At 39.3% G+C, this 19666-nt stretch carries 15 protein-coding genes and 1 pseudogene; 7 read left to right on the top strand and 9 right to left on the bottom strand.

Features of this window, described 5'->3' with window-relative positions; translation table 11 throughout:
- Positions 1–3 precede the first annotated feature (3 nt).
- The 4 genes from H7N67_RS06110 to glyS are packed head-to-tail and all read right to left on the bottom strand — an operon-like array spanning position 4 to position 7529.
- Positions 4–3063, bottom strand: a complete 3060-nt coding sequence (locus tag H7N67_RS06110; RefSeq protein ID WP_187939380.1) for an efflux RND transporter permease subunit — start codon at positions 3061–3063, stop codon at positions 4–6.
- Positions 3063–4136 carry an efflux RND transporter periplasmic adaptor subunit gene (locus H7N67_RS06105; protein WP_187939379.1) on the bottom strand — a complete coding sequence of 358 codons (1074 nt, stop codon included), beginning with the start codon at positions 4134–4136 and terminating at the stop codon, positions 3063–3065. The genes H7N67_RS06110 and H7N67_RS06105 overlap by 1 nt, the downstream gene beginning before the upstream one ends.
- Positions 4133–5434 carry a TolC family protein gene (locus tag H7N67_RS06100; protein ID WP_187939378.1) on the bottom strand — a complete coding sequence of 434 codons (1302 nt, stop codon included), beginning with the start codon at positions 5432–5434 and terminating at the stop codon, positions 4133–4135. The genes H7N67_RS06105 and H7N67_RS06100 overlap by 4 nt, the downstream gene beginning before the upstream one ends.
- Positions 5424–7529, bottom strand: a complete 2106-nt coding sequence (gene glyS / locus H7N67_RS06095) for a glycine--tRNA ligase subunit beta (protein ID WP_187939377.1) — start codon at positions 7527–7529, stop codon at positions 5424–5426. The genes H7N67_RS06100 and glyS overlap by 11 nt, the downstream gene beginning before the upstream one ends.
- A gap of 111 nt (positions 7530–7640) precedes the next feature.
- Between glyS and H7N67_RS06090 the strand changes: the two genes are divergently transcribed.
- From H7N67_RS06090 to gatC, 3 genes are read left to right on the top strand one after another with little or no spacing between them, the layout of a single operon-like run.
- Positions 7641–8708: a hypothetical protein gene (locus H7N67_RS06090; protein WP_187939409.1), complete on the top strand. Its 1068-nt coding sequence runs from the start codon at positions 7641–7643 to the stop codon at positions 8706–8708.
- A 12-nt stretch (positions 8709–8720) separates the two neighbouring features.
- Positions 8721–10196, top strand: coding sequence for a 2,3-bisphosphoglycerate-independent phosphoglycerate mutase (gene gpmI / locus H7N67_RS06085; protein WP_187939376.1), 1476 nt, complete (start codon positions 8721–8723; stop codon positions 10194–10196).
- A 14-nt stretch (positions 10197–10210) separates the two neighbouring features.
- Positions 10211–10492, top strand: coding sequence for an Asp-tRNA(Asn)/Glu-tRNA(Gln) amidotransferase subunit GatC (gene gatC / locus H7N67_RS06080; RefSeq protein ID WP_079301124.1), 282 nt, complete (start codon positions 10211–10213; stop codon positions 10490–10492).
- A 96-nt stretch (positions 10493–10588) separates the two neighbouring features.
- On the opposite strand, the gene H7N67_RS06075 is transcribed toward gatC, so the two are convergent.
- Positions 10589–11908, bottom strand: coding sequence for an adenosylmethionine--8-amino-7-oxononanoate transaminase (locus H7N67_RS06075; protein ID WP_187939375.1), 1320 nt, complete (start codon positions 11906–11908; stop codon positions 10589–10591).
- 129 nt (positions 11909–12037) lie between these two features.
- Here H7N67_RS06075 and H7N67_RS06070 point away from each other — a divergent pair, with 129 nt between their 5' ends.
- The 3 genes from H7N67_RS06070 to ftsZ all read left to right on the top strand — a co-directional run bounded on the left by H7N67_RS06070 (position 12038) and on the right by ftsZ (position 16285).
- Entirely contained in the window at positions 12038–13501 is a 1464-nt protein-coding gene (locus H7N67_RS06070) for a peptidylprolyl isomerase (protein ID WP_187939374.1), read from the top strand.
- 14 nt (positions 13502–13515) lie between these two features.
- A complete protein-coding gene (gene ftsA, locus H7N67_RS06065) occupies positions 13516–14997 on the top strand; it encodes a cell division protein FtsA (RefSeq protein ID WP_187939373.1) in 1482 nt (493 codons plus the stop codon).
- 130 nt (positions 14998–15127) lie between these two features.
- A complete protein-coding gene (gene ftsZ, locus H7N67_RS06060; RefSeq protein WP_187939372.1) occupies positions 15128–16285 on the top strand; it encodes a cell division protein FtsZ in 1158 nt (385 codons plus the stop codon).
- Positions 16286–16868: 583 nt separating this feature from the next.
- Here ftsZ and mscS read toward each other — a convergent pair.
- Positions 16869–17693: a small-conductance mechanosensitive channel MscS gene (gene mscS / locus H7N67_RS06055; RefSeq protein ID WP_000343429.1), complete on the bottom strand. Its 825-nt coding sequence runs from the start codon at positions 17691–17693 to the stop codon at positions 16869–16871.
- Between the two features lie 166 nt (positions 17694–17859).
- Positions 17860–17980, bottom strand: a pseudogene (locus H7N67_RS06050) (DNA adenine methylase); the annotation flags it as partial.
- A gap of 41 nt (positions 17981–18021) precedes the next feature.
- Between H7N67_RS06050 and H7N67_RS06045 the strand changes: the two are divergent.
- Complete coding sequence (locus H7N67_RS06045; RefSeq protein WP_001874643.1) at positions 18022–18171, top strand: hypothetical protein; 150 nt, start codon at positions 18022–18024, stop codon at positions 18169–18171.
- 76 nt (positions 18172–18247) lie between these two features.
- Here H7N67_RS06045 and H7N67_RS07995 read toward each other — a convergent pair whose 3' ends face one another.
- Positions 18248–18913: a hypothetical protein gene (locus H7N67_RS07995; RefSeq protein WP_232263027.1), complete on the bottom strand. Its 666-nt coding sequence runs from the start codon at positions 18911–18913 to the stop codon at positions 18248–18250.
- Between the two features lie 57 nt (positions 18914–18970).
- Complete coding sequence (locus H7N67_RS07990) at positions 18971–19180, bottom strand: hypothetical protein (RefSeq protein ID WP_185081299.1); 210 nt, start codon at positions 19178–19180, stop codon at positions 18971–18973.
- Between the last annotated feature and the right edge of the window lie 486 nt (positions 19181–19666).

Here is a 19666-nt window from a genome sequence, read left to right as displayed (position 1 = left end):
AACTCAAACGATTTTAATCTTTTTAGCGATGAGCATAAACATAGGCGGTAGTAAGAGTAAGGTTAAAGCGCTTGAGGTGACTAAGCCCCCAAGCACCACGATCGCTAAAGGTTTTTGGACTTCTGATCCCACGCTATGAGAAAATAATAAAGGGAGCAAACCCAAACCAGCAATGCAAGCGGTCATTAAAACCGGCCTCAAACGCCTTTTAGCGCCCAATAAAACGCACTCTTCTACGCTTTTCCCTTGTAAGAGAAGCTCTTTAAAATAGCCTATCATCACCACGCCATTTAAAACCGCAATCCCAAAAAGAGCGATGAAGCCCACGCTCGCTGGCACTGAAATATACTCCCCTACCACAAACAACGCAATAAGGCCTCCGGTAACTGCAAAAGGGATATTCAAAAGAATGAGCAAGGCTAAAGGAATGCTTTTAAAAGTGAAAAAAAGAATGAAAAAAATCGCTAAGATGCTTAAAGGGATAACGGTGGAGAGCCTTTTATTAGCCCGTTGTTGGTTTTCAAACTGCCCCCCATAAGTGATATAGTAGCTAGGAGGGAGCTTGATGTTTTGAGCGATGACTTTTTTAGCCTCTTCTACAAAAGAATTTAAATCGCGCCCCACCACATTACTGCGAACCACGCTCATGCGCATTGAATTTTCACGCACGATAGAAACAGGGCCATCCACTTCTTCAATTTTGGCGATAGAAGTGATAGGCACTAAAACGCCATATTTTGAAGTCAAGGCTAAACTTTTGATTTTAGTGATAGAGCTTGCAAAATCGCTCTCTTGGCGGATCATTACCGGCGTGCGTGAAATCCCTGTAGGGATCACATCCACGATCAAACCCTCTAAAGCGGATTTTAAAAACTTGGAAAATTCATCGCTGCTGATCCCCACATCCGCCATCGCTTCTTTATTAGGGGTTACATACAAATAATTCACGCCCTCATTAAGCGTGGTTAAAACTTCACTAGAGCCTTTAATCCCTTTTAAGACTTGCGCGATTTGAAAGCTCAATTTATTCAATTCGCCAATATCATCTCCAAAAATCTTAACCGCTAAATCCCCCCTAACCCCTGTAAGCATTTCAGAAATCCTCATTTCAATGGGTTGGGTGAAAGAAAAGTTAATCCCCTTAAAGTCTTTTAAAGAATCCATGATTTTTTCTAACAATTCGTCTTTGTTTTTCACGCTCCATTCTTTTTTGGGGATGAAAGAAATAAAGGTATCGGTTTGATTCAACCCCCCCAAATCCAGCCCCAATTCATCGCTCCCCGTGCGCGCGACAATGGTTTTGACTTCCTTGACATGCTTTTTAATCGCGCTTTCAATGTTTAACATGAGATCTTTAGATTGATCCAAAGAAATAGAGGGGGTGGTTTCTACGCTCAAAACCACATCGCCCTCATCTAAAGCGGGCATGAAATTCTTCCCCACAAAAGGGAATAAAGAAAGGCTTGCGATTAAGAAAACAAACGCTCCTAAAATCACTTTTTTAGGGTTGTGTACAAAAAATTCCAATAAAGGGGCGTAGATTCCGTTTAAAAACCTCGTTAGAAAGGTTTCGCTATGGGGTGTGGCTTTTAAAACAAGAGAGCTCACTACAGGAATGATCGTGATAGATAGAACTAAAGTGCCTAAAAGTGCATACACAATGCTTTGCGCTAAAGGCCTAAACATCTTACCCTCTAACCCCTGCAAGGTCAAAATCGGCACAAAAAACACAATAATGATCACCACCCCGCTCACCACTGAAACGGCGATTTCTTTACAAGAACGATAGATTGCATGGAGTTTAGTGGTTTTAGTGTTAGCACTCAATTTTTCAAAAGCGTTTTCCACCACCACCACGGCTGAGTCAATGAGCATGCCTATAGCGATAATTAACCCCCCCAAACTCATCAAGTTCAAAGTCAAATTATTGAGCTTGATAAAAATAAACGCCACAGACAAGCTTAAGGGTAAAATCACCCCCACAGCCACGCTCGCCCTCAAATTCCCTAAAAATAAAAAGAGCGTGATGATGATTAAAACAACGGCTTCAATGAGCGTTTTAGAAACCGTGGCAATGGCTTTTTGCGTGAATTCTGAGCGATCATAAAAAACATTAATGGACACGCCGCTCGGTAAAAAGGGTTTTAATTCCTCTAGTTTTTGATACACTTGAGTGATGATTTCTTTGGTGTTAGCGTCTTTTAAAGAAAGCACCAAGCCCTCTGTGGTCTCGCCCACGCCATCTTTAGTAACAAACCCTAAGCGGGTGCGAGACTGGCTGATGACTTTTGCAAAATCCTTAATGTGCAAATGCCCTAAATTAGTGGAAACGGTGATTTTGCCAATGTCTTCTAAACTCAAAGAAGCGGTTTGGATTTTGACTAAAAAGGTTTCGCCATCTCTATCCACGCGCCCCGCTCCGCTGTTTCTTAAATTCACTCTCACAGCCTCTTCTAAATCAGAAATGCTTATCCCAAGCCTTGCCATGTCGTTAAAATCCGGCACAATCACAAACGCTCTGCTAAAGCCTCCAATGGAATTGACATCCGCCACGCCGCTAATCATTCTTAATTGCGGGCGGATCACAAAGTCTAAAAGCTGTCGTTTTTCTATTTCGGTGATATTGCCATCAATGGTGAACATAAAGATGTCTGACAACGGCGTAACAATGGGCGCCATGCCCCCTTCAACCCCCACAGGTAAATCTTTCATCACGCTGCTCAAGCGTTCATTAACAATGTTTCTCGCTAAATAAATATCCACGCTGTCATCAAAATCTATCGTAATGTCTGAAATAGAATATTTTGAAATACTTCTTAAAGATTTTTGCCCTTTTAGCCCTAAAAGCTCCAATTCTAAAGGGCGCACGATGTTGTTTTCCATTTCTTCAGGGCTAGAGCCAGGAAGTTTTAAAATGATTTTAACTTGAGTGGGCGAAATATCCGGGAAAGCATCCACTGGAGTATTAATAAAACTATAAGTCCCAAAAAACAAAACAAGAATCGCGCAAACGATCACGATTATTCGCTGGCGTAAGGAAAATTCAATGATGGAAGCGAGCATTATTCTTCCCCTAAATTGTTGATCATGCCTTTTAACCCTATCAATGACCCCACTGCCACGCTGTCATTAGGGTGTAGATTTTTAGCGTTCACGATAAAAATCTTGCTGCGTTCTTCTAAAACTTGAACCACCACAGGCCTAAAACCTTTAGGCGTTCTCACAAACACCAGGTAATCCTTTCCGTTTCTAATCAAAGCGTTTGAAGGGATCAAAACCGAGCCTTTAGGCTGTGAGCCTTGAATATACATTTCTACCATTTCCCCCACATGGTAATTGCCCTCATCTAATAAAGCGGTGGCTAAAATCGTGTTAGAGCCTTTGTCTAACACCACCGAAACGCTTTGAATCTTTCCAATTTTTTCCCCCTCTTCATTATAGACCGGCGAATCTCTTTTAATGGATTTAGAAACGCCTATAGGCAATTTAATTTGAGCGATCAAATTATCGCTTTTTGAAACGCGCACATAACTAGTGAAAGCTAAAATCTTCTCGCCCACATTTTTAGGCGCTAACGCTAAAAGACCGCTATCTCTAGCCACAATCCTAAAACCATACTGCCCTTTAGGGTTTTTGGAATCCACGCCAAAGCTTTTAAACGCGCTCTCTAATTGTTCCACCTTTAAGCCCATTTCCTGGCTGGCTAAAAAGCTAGTTTGATACTCCCTTTTAGGGATCACCCCGGCCCTATAAAGCTCTAAATCTTTTTTAGTAATATCTTTAGCGATTTTTAATTTATTTTGGTTGTTTTGCAATTCAAAATACAAATTGCTCAAATCAATAGAGCTCACTTCACAGATCGCATCTCCAGCCTTCACCTGCTCGCCCTCTCTTTTATAAACAGCGACCACAGACGCATCAAAACTCAAGCTCTGCACCACAGAGCTTTTACTATCAAAATCAATATAAGCGTTAAAAGGAAGCCCTTTACTGAAAATTTCTTTATCTAATTTAATCACCTTTAACCCCATGGGTTGCAAGTTTTTTTCTTCTAAAACGATTTCTGGATACTCTTTGGCTTCCAAAAAAACACCCAAAACGCCCATTAACATAAGCCACCATAACGCCCGCTTCAATGCAATTCTCCTAATCTGGTCAAGCTCTCCCCTAAAGTCTCTTCTAAAAGCGCGCTAATATCAATGTATTCAATCTTAGCTTCCGCTAGGGTGATGAGGGCGTCCATGTAAGAATTTTGATAAATCAAGTATTCAAAAAGCCCGATTTTTTGGGCTTCATAAGCGATGCGCCCCATTTCCATCAAACGCTTCTTATTGGCAATGGCTTCTTTTTGGGTTTCAATGTATGCTTCTTTGGTTTTGAGCTGGTTTAAGTAGGAGTTGGCGTTGATTCGTATGTTTCGCTTCATCACTTCATTTTGCGCAAGCGTCCCGCTTTGCAAATCCAAGAATTTACGCTTTTGATAGATGTTTTTAGGCGTTACCGGCAAAGGGATACGCACTTCTACAGAAAGATTAGTGGAAGAGTTATAGCTTTCAGAGCCAATCCCGAATTCAAATGCATTAAACACATCTCTATTAGCCAGTTTCGCATTCACTTGATAATCTTTAGCCGTTAGATCCAAAATATCCACATACAACGAGCGATCCAATTTGAACTTTAAAGCTTCAGGCTCTAATCGCACGTATTCAAAATCCAAACCGATCACCTTGACATCATGCAAATGGTCTAAATAAGTGTCAAAATGCGCCCCCTCTTTGACCGGCTCCACAATCGCTAGCATCGTGTCTAGCATCTTTTCTAAATCTATGAGTTTAGTTTCCACATTGGTTTTAGCGAGTTTGGATTCCAAATAAGAATTATTAAAGTTGATATAATCTTTTTCGCTCATGCTGCCGGCTTTAACTTTTTCTTTAGCGATTTTGAGCTGCGAATAAAAGTTCGCTTCTCGTTGCACATACACCTGATATTTTTCTTTAGTCATCACATAAGTCAAATAAAGGCGTTTAGCGCCAATAAAAGCGAGATTTTTATTTAATTGATAGCTTTTATCGTATTGAATGGTTTTAATAGAAAGGCTTTTGGACAAAAGCGAACTCACCCATGGGAGCTTGGGCCTTACCACTAAAAGGGTTCTGGGCTGCGCTTCTATAATGCCTTGGAAGTTTTTCACCATAGAGGTTTCATTCTCAATGTAAGGGAAATCCCAAGCGTTCACGGAGCGTTGCTCATTCAAACGGCTTTTAAAATCGGCTTTTTTGCCGATCAACTCCATTGAGTTGGTTTCCACTTCTTTAAAAAACTCTTGTAGGGTAAAGATTTTCGCACTAAGCATGCCCACACTAAACATGCTTATTAAAAAAGTTACCCCCAAACAAAAACGCTGGACTTTGCGTTTGAAGCCATTAAATCGCAATTTCTTTAATATCCCCAATTTCTAAGAAACTTTGATACACGCCCCACAAGAAATTTTTACGATTTTTTTGGATTTCTATATCTTTATCCATCACCAGCACGCTTTTAAAATATTCTTCTAAAGGCGCATGCAAACCAAAATAAGCCTCTATTTTGCTATCCAAACTCTCAAAAGCGCTTGTTTTGATCGCATTGAACGCTTCAAAAAGGGCATGCTCTTGCGATTCTTTGAAAAGACTTATAAAAAACTCGCTTGATTCGTTAGGGTTTCTGTCTTTATTGATATTGGCTAGGCGTTTGAAAGCGCTAAAAAGCAACTCTTTTTTTTGAGCGTTCTTGGGATCGTCTAAAAAGCGTTTTAAGGCTTTGACTTTTTGAATGATTTTAACAATATCTCGCTCGTTGGTGTTTAACACGCTCCTTATAATAGAAGGGTTACAATCTATTAAATTATTAAAGCGCTCCAGTAAAAACTTTTCTAAAACCTCTAAATCAAAGCTTTGATAAACGCCCACTTTTTCAAAGAGAGTTTTTAAATCCGCTTTCAAATCAAATTCTAACCCATAATGCGCAACGATTTTCAATAGCCCAAAACTCAAGCGCCTTAAAGCAAAAGGATCTTTAGATCCGCTAGGGATTTTACCCGCGCTAAAAAGAGAAAACAAGCTGTCTAATTTCAAGCTCAAAGCCACGATCGAACTAAAAACGCTAGAGGGCAAGGGAGCGTTTTCGCTTGCGGGCAAATACTGCTCTTTCACACTCAAGGCGACTAACTCGTTTTCATTTTGTTTCAAAGCGTAGTAATAGCCCATGATCCCTTGAAGCTCGCTAAATTCATACACCACTTCACTGAGTAAATCCGCTTTAGCGATTTGAACGGCTCTCTTAACCAACTCAAGGGCTTTTTCTAAAGGCATGTTTAAAGATGAAAGGTATTTTTGCACCAAGTATTGAGCGATGATTGATTCTCGCTCCATTTTATCTTTTAAAGTCCCTAAACCTTGCACAAAAACCACGCTCTCTAAGGGGGCGTTATCTAAGGGCTTTTTGAGATCGTTTTCATAAAAAAAAACCGCATCGCTCAAACGGGCTTTTAAAACCTTTTGATTGCCTAAAATGATTTTTTGCTTGTCTTTATTGATAGCGTTACTCACCACAATAAAGCCGTTGTGCAATGTTGGGCTTTCTTCTTGGCTTTTTTGACAAAAGGTTGCAAAATAGCGTTGGTTTTCTTTCATGGAAGTGATGATGATTTCACTGGGTAATTTTAAAAACGCCTTGTCAAACTCCCCTAAAAGCGCCGTGGGGTATTCCGTGATCGCTACAACCTCATCTAATAGATCCTTATCTATTTCTACGATGATGTGATGCTTTTTTTCCAATTCTTTAATTTCTTGCAAGATTTTAGCTTCGCGCTTTTTAGGGTCTAAAATGACATGGTTTTTTTCTAAAACTTCAAAATACGCTTTAGGGCTATCCACTTCAATAAAATCAAAACCCTCTTGTCGGTGCGCTTTGGTGGCTTGCTTGGTTTTAAAACCATACTCTTTAACTTCAATATCGTTAAAATTTTCCCCATTAAACAACACGCAAATATTATGAATGGGCCTGATAAAGCTTTTTTCCACATTGCCCCAACGCATGGACTTCCCGAAATTCAAACCCTCTAAAAACTCTAACACAATGGGCATGATCAAATCTTTTGTGGGCTGTTTGGCGTGGATTTTAGCGTGATAAAGCACTTCTTTATTGTTTTTAAACGCCGTTTGGAAATGCTGGTGATCCTTTAGTCCTAATTTTTGATAAAACCCTAAACCTAATGCGTTCAAGCCTTGCGTTTTATCTTGATGATTGCATGCGATTTTAACGGGAGGGCCAAAAAATTCCTCTTTAGTTTCTTGGGTTAAAAGGGGAAAATCTTTAACCAACAAACACAAACGCCTAGGGGTGTAAAAAATCTCTATCTTTCCCACTTCTAAAGCGCGCTTATTAAAAAGAGCGTGGAGTTTTTTAGGCATTTCTTTATATTCATTCAATAACGCTTGTGCGGGCAATTCTTCAACTAAAATCTCTACTAACAATTCATCTGAATGCAAAATCTCAATTCTCCCTAAAAAACAAAATCACTTTTAAGACTAAATCATGTTAGAATTATACATGAATTTATTATTAGTTCAGTTTATTTCTCAATACAGAAGGTAGGCGTTTTGAAACATTTAACCCCACTCACTCACACCATCTTTAAAGCCTTATTGCTAGGCACAGCCTTGAGCGCATCTTTAAGTTTAGTCGCAGCAGAAAGCCCCACTAAAACAGAGCCTAAGTCCGCTAAAGGGGTTAAAAACAAGCCCAAATCGCCCGTTACTAAAGTCATGATGACCAATTGCGATAGTATTAAAGACTTTAACGCTAAGCAAAAAGAAGTTTTAAAAACCGCTTATCAATTCGGCTCTAGAGAAAATTTAGGCTATGAAATGGCGAGTATTGCATGGAAAGAATCATGCGCAGGGGTTTATAAAATCAATTTTTCGGATCCGAGTGCGGGCGTGTATCATTCTTATATCCCAAGCGTTCTAAAAAGCTATGGGCATAATGATAGCCCCTTTTTGCGTAATGTGATGGGGGAATTGCTCATTAAAGACGATGCGTTTGCTTCTGAAGTGGCTTTAAAAGAGTTGTTCTATTGGAAAACACGCTACCATGACAATCTAAAAGACATGATTAAATCTTACAACAAGGGTAGTCGTTGGGAAAAAAACGAAAAGTCTAACGCTGATGCTGAAAAATATTATGAAGATATACAAGACAGGATCAGGCGTTTGAAAGAATCTAAAATCTTTGACTCGCAGTCTAGTAATGACCAAGAATTGCAAAAAAGCGCTAATAGCAACTTGGATCTAGACCCTATCGGCAACGCCATGCCCCAAACTTTAGCTAAAACAGAGACCAAAGAAACTCAAATAGAAAAAACTCAAACGCAAAAATCCCAAGAAATGAAAGAGACAGCTAGCGAGCGAGCCATTAATAAGCCGCTAGAAAAAGAAAAAGATAAACCCATGTATTTCGCTCAAATCAATAACGCTGATTTCGCGCCCGCTAAAAAAAGCCCAAAAAAACCGGCTAAAGTGAGTCCAAAACGCTTCTCTAAAAATAATATCAGCGTTAAAAGCAACACCAAAACCGCTTCCAAAAATAAAGAAGTGTGCAAAAATTGCTCTCCAGGGCAAAGGAATGCGATTTTAGCTAACCATATCACTCTCATGCAAGAGCTTTAAAAAGTCCTAAAAATGGCGCAAAAAACTCTTTTGATTATCACTGATGGCATTGGGTATCGTAAAGATAGCGATCATAACGCTTTCTTCCATGCCAAAAAACCCACTTATGACTTGATGTTTAAAACCTTGCCTTATAGCCTGATTGATACGCATGGCTTGAGCGTGGGCTTACCTGAAGGGCAAATGGGGAATTCTGAAGTGGGGCATATGTGCATTGGGGCTGGTAGGGTGCTGTATCAGGATTTAGTCAAAATTTCTTTAAGCCTTCAAAACGATGGATTAAAAAACAACCCCGCTTTTTTAAACACGATCCAAAAAAGCCAAGTGGTGCATCTTATGGGTTTGATGAGCGATGGAGGCGTGCATTCACACATTGAGCATTTTATCGCTCTGGCTTTAGAGTGTGAAAAATCCCATAAAAAAGTCTTTCTGCATTTAATCACCGATGGGCGCGATGTGGCTCCTAAAAGCGCTTTAACTTATTTAGAAACCATGCAAAATATCTGCAATGAAAACATTCAAATCGCTACCATAGGTGGCCGTTTTTATGCGATGGATAGGGATAATCGCTTTGAAAGGATTGAGCTTGCGTATAACAGCCTAATGGGGCTTAATCACACGCCTTTAAGCCCTAGCGAGTATATCCAAAGCCAGTATGATAAAAATATCACCGATGAATTTATCATGCCCGCTTGTTTTAAAGATTATTGCGGCATGCAAGATGATGAAAGCTTTATTTTTATCAATTTCAGGAATGATAGGGCTAGAGAAATCGTGAGCGCTTTAGGCCAAAAGGAATTCAGTGGCTTTAAACGCCAAGTTTTTAAAAAACTCCATATCGCTACCATGACGCCTTATGATAACACCTTCCCCTACCCTGTTTTATTCCCTAAAGAAAGCGTTCAAAACACGCTCGCTGAAGTGGTGTCTCAACACAACCTGACCCAAAGCCATATCGCTGAGACTGAAAAATACGCGCATGTAACCTTTTTCATCAATGGCGGAGTGGAGACGCCTTTTAAAAATGAAAACCGAGTGCTTATCCAAAGCCCTAAAGTTACCACTTATGACTTAAAGCCTGAAATGAGCGCTAAAGAAGTAACCCTTGCGGTGTTGGAGCAAATGAGATTAGGCACGGATTTGATCATTGTGAATTTTGCCAATGGCGACATGGTGGGGCATACAGGGAATTTTGAAGCGAGCATTAAAGCGGTAGAAGCGGTGGATGCATGCTTAGGGGAAATCCTTTCACTGGCTAAAGAATTGGATTACGCCATGCTTTTAACAAGCGATCATGGGAATTGCGAGCGCATGAAAGATGAAAACCAAAACCCCTTAACCAACCACACCGCCGGGAGCGTGTATTGCTTTGTTTTAGGGGATGGAGTCAAATCCATAAAAAACGGAGCTTTGAACAATATCGCTAACAGCGTGTTAAAACTCATGGGCATCAAAGCCCCAGCAACGATGGACGAACCCCTATTTTAAACTAAAGGAAAAGAATGCAAATTGATGACACATTATTACAACGCTTGGAAAAATTGAGCATGTTAGAGATTAAAGACGAGCATAAAGAGAGCGTTAAAGGCCATTTAGCGGAGATTTTAGGCTTTGTAGAAAACATCTTCGCTTTAGAAACTCATGCACTAAAAACGGATACAGAGCTATGCACCCCTTTAAGAGAAGACGAGCCTAAAAGCCAACCTAACATCGCCAAAGAGATTTTAAGCCACAACAAACACAGCCAGGATCATTATTTCGTTGTGCCTAAAATCATTGAATAGGTTTGATTGAATAGGTTTTATATCGAGTTAAAAACTTGATTTTTGAAACCAAACAAACAGAAAAAGCTATCGCTTGACTAAAATTCAAGCTCTTTACTATTTGTTTTCAGCCTTTTTTAATTCATCAATCACTTCCACTAACCCCGCAATCGCCTTTGTGATTTCTTCGTGCGTGATAATATAAGGGGGCATGAGATAGATCGTGTTGTTTAAGGGGCGCAGTAACAAGCCTTTTTTTAGAGCTTTTTTAAAAACCGCCAAACTCAAACGCTCTTTGGTTTGAATAAAAACTTCAAAGGCAAAGACCATGCCCAAATGCCTTAGATTAGACACCACTTGTTGCTCTATCAAGGGTTTTAACGCGTTTTGGAGCGCACTAAAAATAAACTCGCTCAAAGCCTTGTTTTTTTCAATAACATTTTCTTTTTCAAAAATATCCAGCGTGGCGTTCGCGCATGCGCATGCCAAAGCGTTTCCTGTGTAGCTGTGTGAATGCAAAAACGCTTTATTTTCTTCATAGGGAGCGTAAAATCGGTTATAGATTTCATTATGGGTTAATAGCACGCTTAAAGGCAAATACCCCCCACTAATCCCCTTAGACAAGCATAAAAAATCAGGCTCAATTTCGCATTGTTCGTAAGCAAACATGCTCCCTGTGCGCCCAAACCCGGTAGCGATTTCATCAAAAATAATATGGATATTTTTTTGCTTGCACCATAAAACGGCTTGTTTTAAATACTTCGCGCTATAAATATGCATATTCCCTGCGCATTGCAAAAGAGGCTCTGCAATGAAGGCGCAAATTTCTTCATGATGCTTATCCAACAAACGCTTTAAAGCGTTCAAACTATTTTCTATTTCATTGTCGTTTTTAGGCACGGGCGTGATGAGATTTTTGAGCAATAAGGGGGTGTAAGTGTCTTTATAAAGTTTCACATCGCCCACGCTTAACGCTCCCAAAGTCTCGCCATGATAGGAATTAGAAAGCGATAAAAAAAGCTTTTTAGGGCGCGTTTGATTCTTTAAAAAATGGGCGTGATAGCTCATTTTCAAAGCGATTTCAATACAAGATGAGCCGTTATCCGCATAAAAGCATTTATCCATACCGGTGAGCTGGCAAAGCCTTTGAGAGAGCGTGATAATGGGCTTATGGCTAAAAGAAGCCAAAAGGACATGCTCTAGATTATCAATTTGATTTTTGAGCTGCTGGCTGATGTAGGCGTTATTATGCCCAAAAAGATTCACCCACCATGAGCTGATCAAATCCATATAAGCGTTATCATTAAAATCATAGAGATAAATCCCTTGAGCCTTTTTAATGGGGATAATGGGGAAATTTTGATGCTCTTGCATTTGCGAGCAAGGGTGCCAAAGATACTCCAAATCCAAAGCGGCTAAATTTTCTTGAAAATTCATGTTAAAAACTCTCTATAATAAGGATAATTTTAATAACCTTTGGTTAAAATAAGGTTATTTGATTTTACTATAAGGTTGTTTAAACCTGAATTTCACATTTTTGATTTTTTAAAAGGGATTAGAGTTCTTATGATTGAATGGATGCAAAATCATAGAAAGTATTTAGTGGTTACAATATGGATAAGCACGATCGCTTTTATTGCTGCTGGGATGATAGGCTGGGGGCAATACAGCTTTTCTTTAGATAGCGATAGCGCTGCCAAAGTGGGACAGATCAAGATTTCTCAAGAAGAATTAGCCCAAGAATACCGCCGCCTTAAAGACGCATATGCTGAGTCTATCCCTGATTTTAAAGAACTCACTGAAGATCAAATCAAAGCCATGCATTTGGAAAAAAGCGCTCTAGATTCGCTCATCAATCAAGCCTTATTAAGGAATCTCGCTTTAGATTTAGGGCTTGGCGCTACCAGGCAAGAAGTGGCTAAAGAGATCAGAAAAACAAACGTTTTTCAAAAAGATGGGATTTTTGATGAAGAACTGTATAAAAATATCTTAAAGCAAAGTCATTACCGCCCCAAGCATTTTGAAGAAAGCGTTGAAAGGCTTTTGATCCTTCAAAAAATCAGCGCTCTCTTCCCCAAAACCACTACCCCTTTAGAGCAATCCAGCCTATCGCTTTGGGCAAAATTGCAAGACAAATTAGACATTCTTATCCTAAACCCTAGTGATGTTAAAATCTCTCTTAATGAAGAAGAGATGAAAAAATATTACGAGTCCCATAAAAAGGATTTTAAAAAGCCCACAAGCTTTAAAACACGCTCTTTATATTTTGACGCCAGTTTAGAAAAACCTGATTTGAAGGAGTTGGAGGAATACTACCATAAAAACAAGGTGTCTTATTTGGACAAAGAGGGGAAATTGCAGGATTTTAAAAGCGTTCAAGAGCAAGTCAAGCATGATTTAAGCATGCAAAAAGCGAATGAAAAAGCCTTAAGGAGCTATATCGCTCTAAAAAAAGCGAACGCACAAAACTACACCACACAAGATTTTGAAGAAAACAACTCCCCCTATACTGCTGAAATCACGCAAAAACTCGTCGCTCTCAAACCCCTTGAAATCCTAAAGCCAGAGCCTTTTAAAGATGGTTTTATTGTGGTGCAGCTCATCTCTCAAACCAAAGACGAATTGCAAAATTTTAATGAAGCTAAAAGCGCTCTTAAAACCCGCCTAACTCAAGAAAAAACCCTTATGGCGTTGCAAGCATTAGCTAAAGAAAAGCTTAAGGATTTTAAAGGCAAAAGCGTGGGCTATGTAAGCCCTAATTTTGGAGGCACTATTAGCGAGCTTAACCAAGAAGAAAGCGCTAAGTTTATCAACACCCTTTTTAACCGCCAAGAAAAAAAAGGGTTTATTACTATTGGTAATAAAGTGGTGCTTTATCAAATCACAGAACAAAATTTCAACCACTCCTTTAGCGCAGAAGAAAGCCAGTATATGCAGCGTTTAGTCAATAACACTAAAACGGATTTTTTTGATAAAGCGTTGATAGAAGAATTGAAAAAACGCTATAAGATAGTCAAATACATTCAATAATGCAAGGGGAAATCATGGAACATAAAGAAATCGTTATAGGGGTTGATATAGGCTCTAGAAAGATTTGCGCGATAGTGGCTGAATTTAAAGACGGGATTTTACGCATCATTGGCACGGCTCATCAAGACTCTAAAGAAATCAATTCAAAAGCCATTAAAAGAGGGCGTATCAATAGCCTTGCTCACGCTTCTAACGCCATTAAGGAAGTGATTAATAGCGCTAAAAAAATGGCAGGTTTGAACGCTGATGAAGACAGGAATAACCCCATTTCCTCCTTTAGAGAATCGTATCACCCTAAAACTAAGGCGATTGTTTCTTTTTCTGGGGCTTATACCGAAAGCATTAGAGATGTTACTGGTGTGGCCAGCACTAAAGACAATGTGGTTACTATAGATGAAATCAATCGCGCTATCAATAACGCATGCGCTAAAGCAGGCTTAGATAATGATAAACATATTTTGCATGCCCTCCCTTATCGCTTCACTTTGGACAAGCAAGAAGTGAATGACCCCTTAGGGATGAGCGGGACTCGCTTAGAAGTCTTTATCCACATTGTCTATACAGAAAAAAACAACATTGAAAATTTAGAAAAAATCATGATCCAATCTGGAGTAGAGATTGAAAACATCGTGATCAATTCTTATGCAGCCTCGATTGCCACCTTGTCTAATGACGAAAGGGAATTGGGCGTGGCTTGCGTGGATATGGGCGGAGAGACATGCAACCTTACGATTTATAGCGGCAATTCCATACGCTATAACAAATACTTACCCGTAGGCTCTCACCATTTAACCACGGATTTATCGCACATGCTCAACACCCCATTCCCTTACGCTGAAGAAGTTAAGATCAAATACGGGGATCTTTCTTTTGAAGGCGGAGAAGAAACGCCCTCTCAAAATGTCCAAATCCCTACCACCGGCTCTGATGGCCATGAAAGCCATATTGTGCCGCTTAGTGAAATCCAAACTATCATGAGGGAAAGGGCTTTAGAAACTTTTAAAATCATCCACAGGAGCATTCAAGATAGCGGATTAGAAGAGCATTTGGGCGGGGGCGTTGTGTTAACCGGTGGGATGGCTTTAATGAAAGGGATCAAAGAATTAGCCAGAACCCATTTCACTAATTACCCGGTGCGTTTGGCGGCCCCTGTGGAAAAATACAATATCATGGGCATGTTTGAAGACTTGAAAGATCCTCGCTTTTCAGTCGTGGTTGGCTTGATTTTATACAAAGCAGGGGGGCATACCAATTATGAAAGAGACTCTAAAGGGGTTATCCGCTACCATGAAAGCGATGATTACACAAGAACAGCCCATCAATCAAGCCCTACCCCCCATATCCATTCATCGCCTACAGAAAGGAATTTGAGCGATTTAAAAGCCCCTAGCACTCCTTTAAACACCGCTAAAAACGATGACTTCTTACCTATAAAACCCACCGAACAAAAAGGTTTTTTTAAAAGTTTCCTTGATAAGATTTCTAAAATCTTTTAAGATACAGCCATTTCTTTATGCGATAAAAACGCCTTGATAGTTATCAAAAGCTAGAAAACATGGTATAATTCTCTAGCTATTTATCAAAGTTTAAGATTTGCAAAAATCGTATCTCAAGGGGAATGTGGCTATGATTCATCAATCAGAGATGGAAAATTATAATATTGGTCAAGCGGATATTGAAGAAGTAAGCGATCCAGCTTATAAAGGGGCTAAGATTGTCGTCATCGGTGTTGGAGGTGGGGGGTCTAACATGATTAAACACCTGGTTGAATACGGCGTGCATCAAGATGTTACCCCCATTGCAACGAACACTGATGGCCAACACCTCAAAAACAATCCCGCTCCGGTTAAAATCCTTTTAGGCAAAGAGTCTACTGGAGGTTTAGGCGCTGGAGGGGTTCCTGATATTGGTAAAAAAGCCGCTGAAGAAAGCGCTAATGAAATTAGAGAAGCGATTAAGGACGCCAAATTAGTCATTGTCTCTACAGGGCTTGGAGGAGGGACTGGGACTGGAGCCACCCCTACTATCGTTAAAATCGCAAAAGAAGTGGGAGCGCTCACGATTGCTATCGTTACCAAGCCTTTCAAATACGAAGGATCTCAAAAAAGCAAGAAAGCCGAAGAGGGGTTAAAGGAGTTGGAGCAATCTAGCGATTCTATTTTGGTTATCCCTAATGATAAAATTCTTTTGACCATGAAAAAAAATGCCAGCACCAAAGAATGCTATAAAGAAGTTGATGATGTCTTGGTTAGGGCTGTGAGTGGCATTTCTACGATCATCACTAAGCCCGGTGATATTAATGTTGATTTTTCCGATTTAAAAAGCGCTCTTGGTTTTAAAGGCTTTGCGTTAATGGGTATTGGTGAGGCCACTGGCGAAGAATCCGCTAAATTAGCGGTGGAAAATGCGATCCAATCGCCTCTTCTTGATGATGCTTCTATTGATGGGGCTAAGAGCATTATTGTCTTTTTTGAGCACCACCCTGATTATCCTATGTATGCTTATTCTCAAGCTTGCATATCTATTCAAGAACGAGCCAATCAAGATGTTGATGTTAAGTTTGGCCAACACACGAGCGAGAGTATCCCCATTGATCATGTGCGCGTTACTATCATTGCAACCGGTGCTGAAAGAAATAGCGGTGGAGTGGGTTTGGAATCTATCGCTACGCCCTCTCAGCCTGTGGTGAAACAAACAAGAAAAGTGGGTAATAGCGATTTTTTAAGAATCCCTACTGAAGAAGAACTATCCACACCCACAGCCATAAGGATCCAGCAAGATTAATTGCAGTTCTCGCTTTCCCCCCTATTTTTATAGGGTCATAATAAAGCGGTTTGTTGGGTTTGCTCTCATTCATTTTTAGAATAAAATTAAGAAGCTTTGATTTTAAAACTTTGATTTTTCGGTATGCTGACTTTTAGAGTGTTTGGGGGATTTTATAAAGCGCTTAAAGGGGAATATCCCAAAGCACCCCTTGGTTAATGAAACGCTAGAAACTCATTTGGCAAAAACCAAGGGCTTTCATGCTTGCGTAAATTCATAAGCTCCGTTATAGATTTGAGAAATCAATGCATTTTTAATTTGATTGGGCTTCACATCTCATCAAATACAGATTATTTTTCCCATCAAAATAATTAATAGCAGCAGTGATTTTATCAGACAATCCATCACTTTCTTTGATAATCTTTTTTCAAGAAATCGCACGCATCAGTGAAAAACTCTCGCTCATTAGTTTTATGAGTCTTCTAACACGCTCGCAATAGCGCGTTTGGAATTATTTGCACCGATGAAAAGGTTTTTAAAATCGCTTGACATAAGGTCTCCTTTAAATTTCAAGTATCACTACAATCAATGCGTCTCACACCAATCACTTAGAAGAATCTTGATTTTTAATAGCAATATCTAGCTTGTTGAAAGGGATTTCAATGTGGTTAGCGTCTAGAGCGTTTTTGATGCGTTCAATGAGTTCGCTTCTCACATTAAAGATCCCGTCTTCAATCTTTGCCCAAACCCTAATAGTGAAATTCAGCGAACTTTGTCCAAAATCCGTGATTCCAATGAAAGTGGGCATGTTTTTATCAATTTTTTCCATCCCGTCAATGACATCTTTTATAGTCTTATGCACCAGTTCAATATCGCTCCCATACCCTACCCCACAAACCCATTCAATGCGCCGACACGCCGTATTATTACTATTGATAATATTAGAATTAGCGACACTTCTATTGGGCAAAACCGCCAAGCGCCCATCATGCAAGCGTAAAGAGGTGTTAAAAAAATTAAGCGCTTCTACTTTGCCCTCTAGGCCAGAGATTTCAATGATGTCTCCTTTTTTGAAAGGGTGTAAAATAATAAGGATTATCCCTCCAGCAATGCTTGAAAGGTAATCTTTTAAAGCCAACGCCACAGCGATCCCCACCGTTCCTAAAACAGTGATAATAGAGGTGGTTTGAACGCCTAGCGTGCTGAGCGCGATGATTGTAGTAATGATAAGGATTAAGATAAAAGTAACCTGCGCGACAAAATTCGCTAAAATCTCATCCTTTTTGGATAAAAGCTTCATGGTTTTGTTCCGTAAGAAAAACGAAAAATAAAAACCTATACAAAAGACAACAATAGCCTTGATCAAGATTATCCCAAAATGCTTTGCCTGCGGAAAAAAATCCACTAACAGCGTTTTAATTTCATCCATAAATTTTTCCTTGCAAATCACAAAATCGCTAAAAAGCGATCAAACAACTTAATTTTGTATGAGATTATTTTAACATGTTAAGCATCTTTAGGGATAACTTGATTGGCTTTTAACACGCTGTCTAATGAAAAAAGGTTTTTTAGTGTTGAACCTAGAGGCCACTTTACGCACACCCCACGATACCCGTCCCAGCGAACAGATCGTAAAAAATCACACCCAAAAGGTTGCCCCACAACCGCATGGATATTTTCTTGAATAAAGGGAATGAGTTTGTATTTATAGCCGATGTAGTTCGTAGTTCATTGATACAACCATTAAAGGGTAGTTTTTGATCAGATCTAATTTGGATAGCTCGCATGATAGTCTTTTTCCTGTATTGTATTCAAACCCACACTCTTTCAAAAGGAATGAAGTGATCCCTCTTTTTGCTCCTTTGAATTGGCTCAAGCGTTCCTTTAAAAAGACTCTAAAACTCTAAAATCCAATAACATATTGGCTTAACACTGCATGTCTTTTAGTTTGAGATTCCTTTTTGGAGCTTAAGTCAGATTGACCTAGCGATCAATCACAATCATTGCTTTTGGTTGCCTTGATTGGAGAGTTGTTGCTCTTGATTGGAAGGTGTGCCCCCCATATAGCAACTTCTCCCATTTACCCCATAAGTAATACACAAGCACTACTAACGCAACAAAACCAATCGTGCTTATTAATTCTCCTGGGTGTTCATAGGCTATTTGGTATTCCATCGCCAATAAAACATAGTAGCATTGAACGGCAATAAAAGAAACTATCATAAAACCAAAAAATAACCTAATGATCGATTCGAGGAAAAAAGATAATTTTTTGTTTCCTTGAATTTTCTGCAACCAATAATTTGTAAGACTAAAAAACGCTTGCAATAACAAAAAATACAGCCCTATACACACCCAAACAAGAGAAATGATAATCTTAGAAGTGATCTCTATATTAAAATGAGCAAGAAGTTTGATTATGGAGTAAATGGGTGAATAATGCATAAGGGTGGGGAGTAGCTGCAAACTATCAGGATAGCAAGCGGAGAAAGAAAACGATTCATAACAACCGCTCAAATAATTCAAAAAGGGAACACCATAGAGATAATAAAACCCTACCATATACAACCATAAAGATCCTATGAGCGATCCTACAGCAATTGTTGTTAGTAATATATCCCTTATAAAAATAGCGATAAGGGCAATCATTGCGACAACTATCACAATGAAAACAATGATGCTTATTAGAGTAGAGGTAGTGTCGTCTTAATTTGCAAGCCGACCAACTTTAACACCCACTGATGGGTGTTTTTCAAACCATTTGAATACATTTAACGCACCATCTGAGAAATTGGCAGTGATTGGCATGGAAAAAGAGCCAAAGTCAAGAGAAGGAATGGCTGTTGCGTTTAGGGTTTTATTCGCGCCAAAAAACCCAATCAAAAAAATAAAGCACAATCTGATTAAAACATTCATTTCAGCACTCTTTTTGATGATTTTATAAGCTTTTGAGTATAGTAGACTTAGACTTAGACTTAGACTTAGACTTAGACTTAGCTTAAGAGTGCCTGAATTTTAGGGTAGCAAGCCGACTCTATGGTTTGTCTTAAGGCAAAGATACAAAAAAACAACACCACCAATAAAATCAAGCATGCAAAAACAACCATCAAAAAGTCAAACCTAAAACCACAGAGCCTAGGTAGGAAAAGATTTGTTGAAAACATGACAGATAAGAGGCGCGTTAATTGGTAAATTTTATGAACAGAGAAGACTTCAAATAACCTCTCATCGGTTTAGAGCATGCAAAAATAAAACGACCAAACCCCAATAAACCACCTAAACAAACAAAACAATGAGTCAATAATAAAATTAAATAAAAAAGCAAGACTAAAAAAACATTTCCCTATCCCTGCACCGACCTACATTCCCACTCTTGAAAAGAGCAGTATTATCAGCGATGAA

The sequence above is a fragment of the Helicobacter pylori genome (assembly GCF_014498195.1).
In the GTDB taxonomy this organism is placed as follows: Bacteria; Campylobacterota; Campylobacteria; order Campylobacterales; family Helicobacteraceae; genus Helicobacter; species Helicobacter pylori_DO.
Note: the sequence above shows the minus strand (reverse complement) of the source record. Positions and strands in the feature narration are given on the sequence as shown.

Coding starts and splice junctions, on each gene's coding strand:
- H7N67_RS06070 (WP_187939374.1), top strand. CDS start 12,038: ATGATTGAATGGATGCAAAATCATAGAAAGTATTTAGTGGTTACAATA.
- H7N67_RS07995 (WP_232263027.1), bottom strand. CDS start 18,913: ATGATTGCCCTTATCGCTATTTTTATAAGGGATATATTACTAACAACA.
- gpmI (WP_187939376.1), top strand. CDS start 8,721: ATGGCGCAAAAAACTCTTTTGATTATCACTGATGGCATTGGGTATCGT.
- H7N67_RS06075 (WP_187939375.1), bottom strand. CDS start 11,908: ATGAATTTTCAAGAAAATTTAGCCGCTTTGGATTTGGAGTATCTTTGG.
- gatC (WP_079301124.1), top strand. CDS start 10,211: ATGCAAATTGATGACACATTATTACAACGCTTGGAAAAATTGAGCATG.
- ftsA (WP_187939373.1), top strand. CDS start 13,516: ATGGAACATAAAGAAATCGTTATAGGGGTTGATATAGGCTCTAGAAAG.
- H7N67_RS07990 (WP_185081299.1), bottom strand. CDS start 19,180: ATGAATGTTTTAATCAGATTGTGCTTTATTTTTTTGATTGGGTTTTTT.
- mscS (WP_000343429.1), bottom strand. CDS start 17,693: ATGGATGAAATTAAAACGCTGTTAGTGGATTTTTTTCCGCAGGCAAAG.
- H7N67_RS06110 (WP_187939380.1), bottom strand. CDS start 3,063: ATGCTCGCTTCCATCATTGAATTTTCCTTACGCCAGCGAATAATCGTG.
- ftsZ (WP_187939372.1), top strand. CDS start 15,128: ATGATTCATCAATCAGAGATGGAAAATTATAATATTGGTCAAGCGGAT.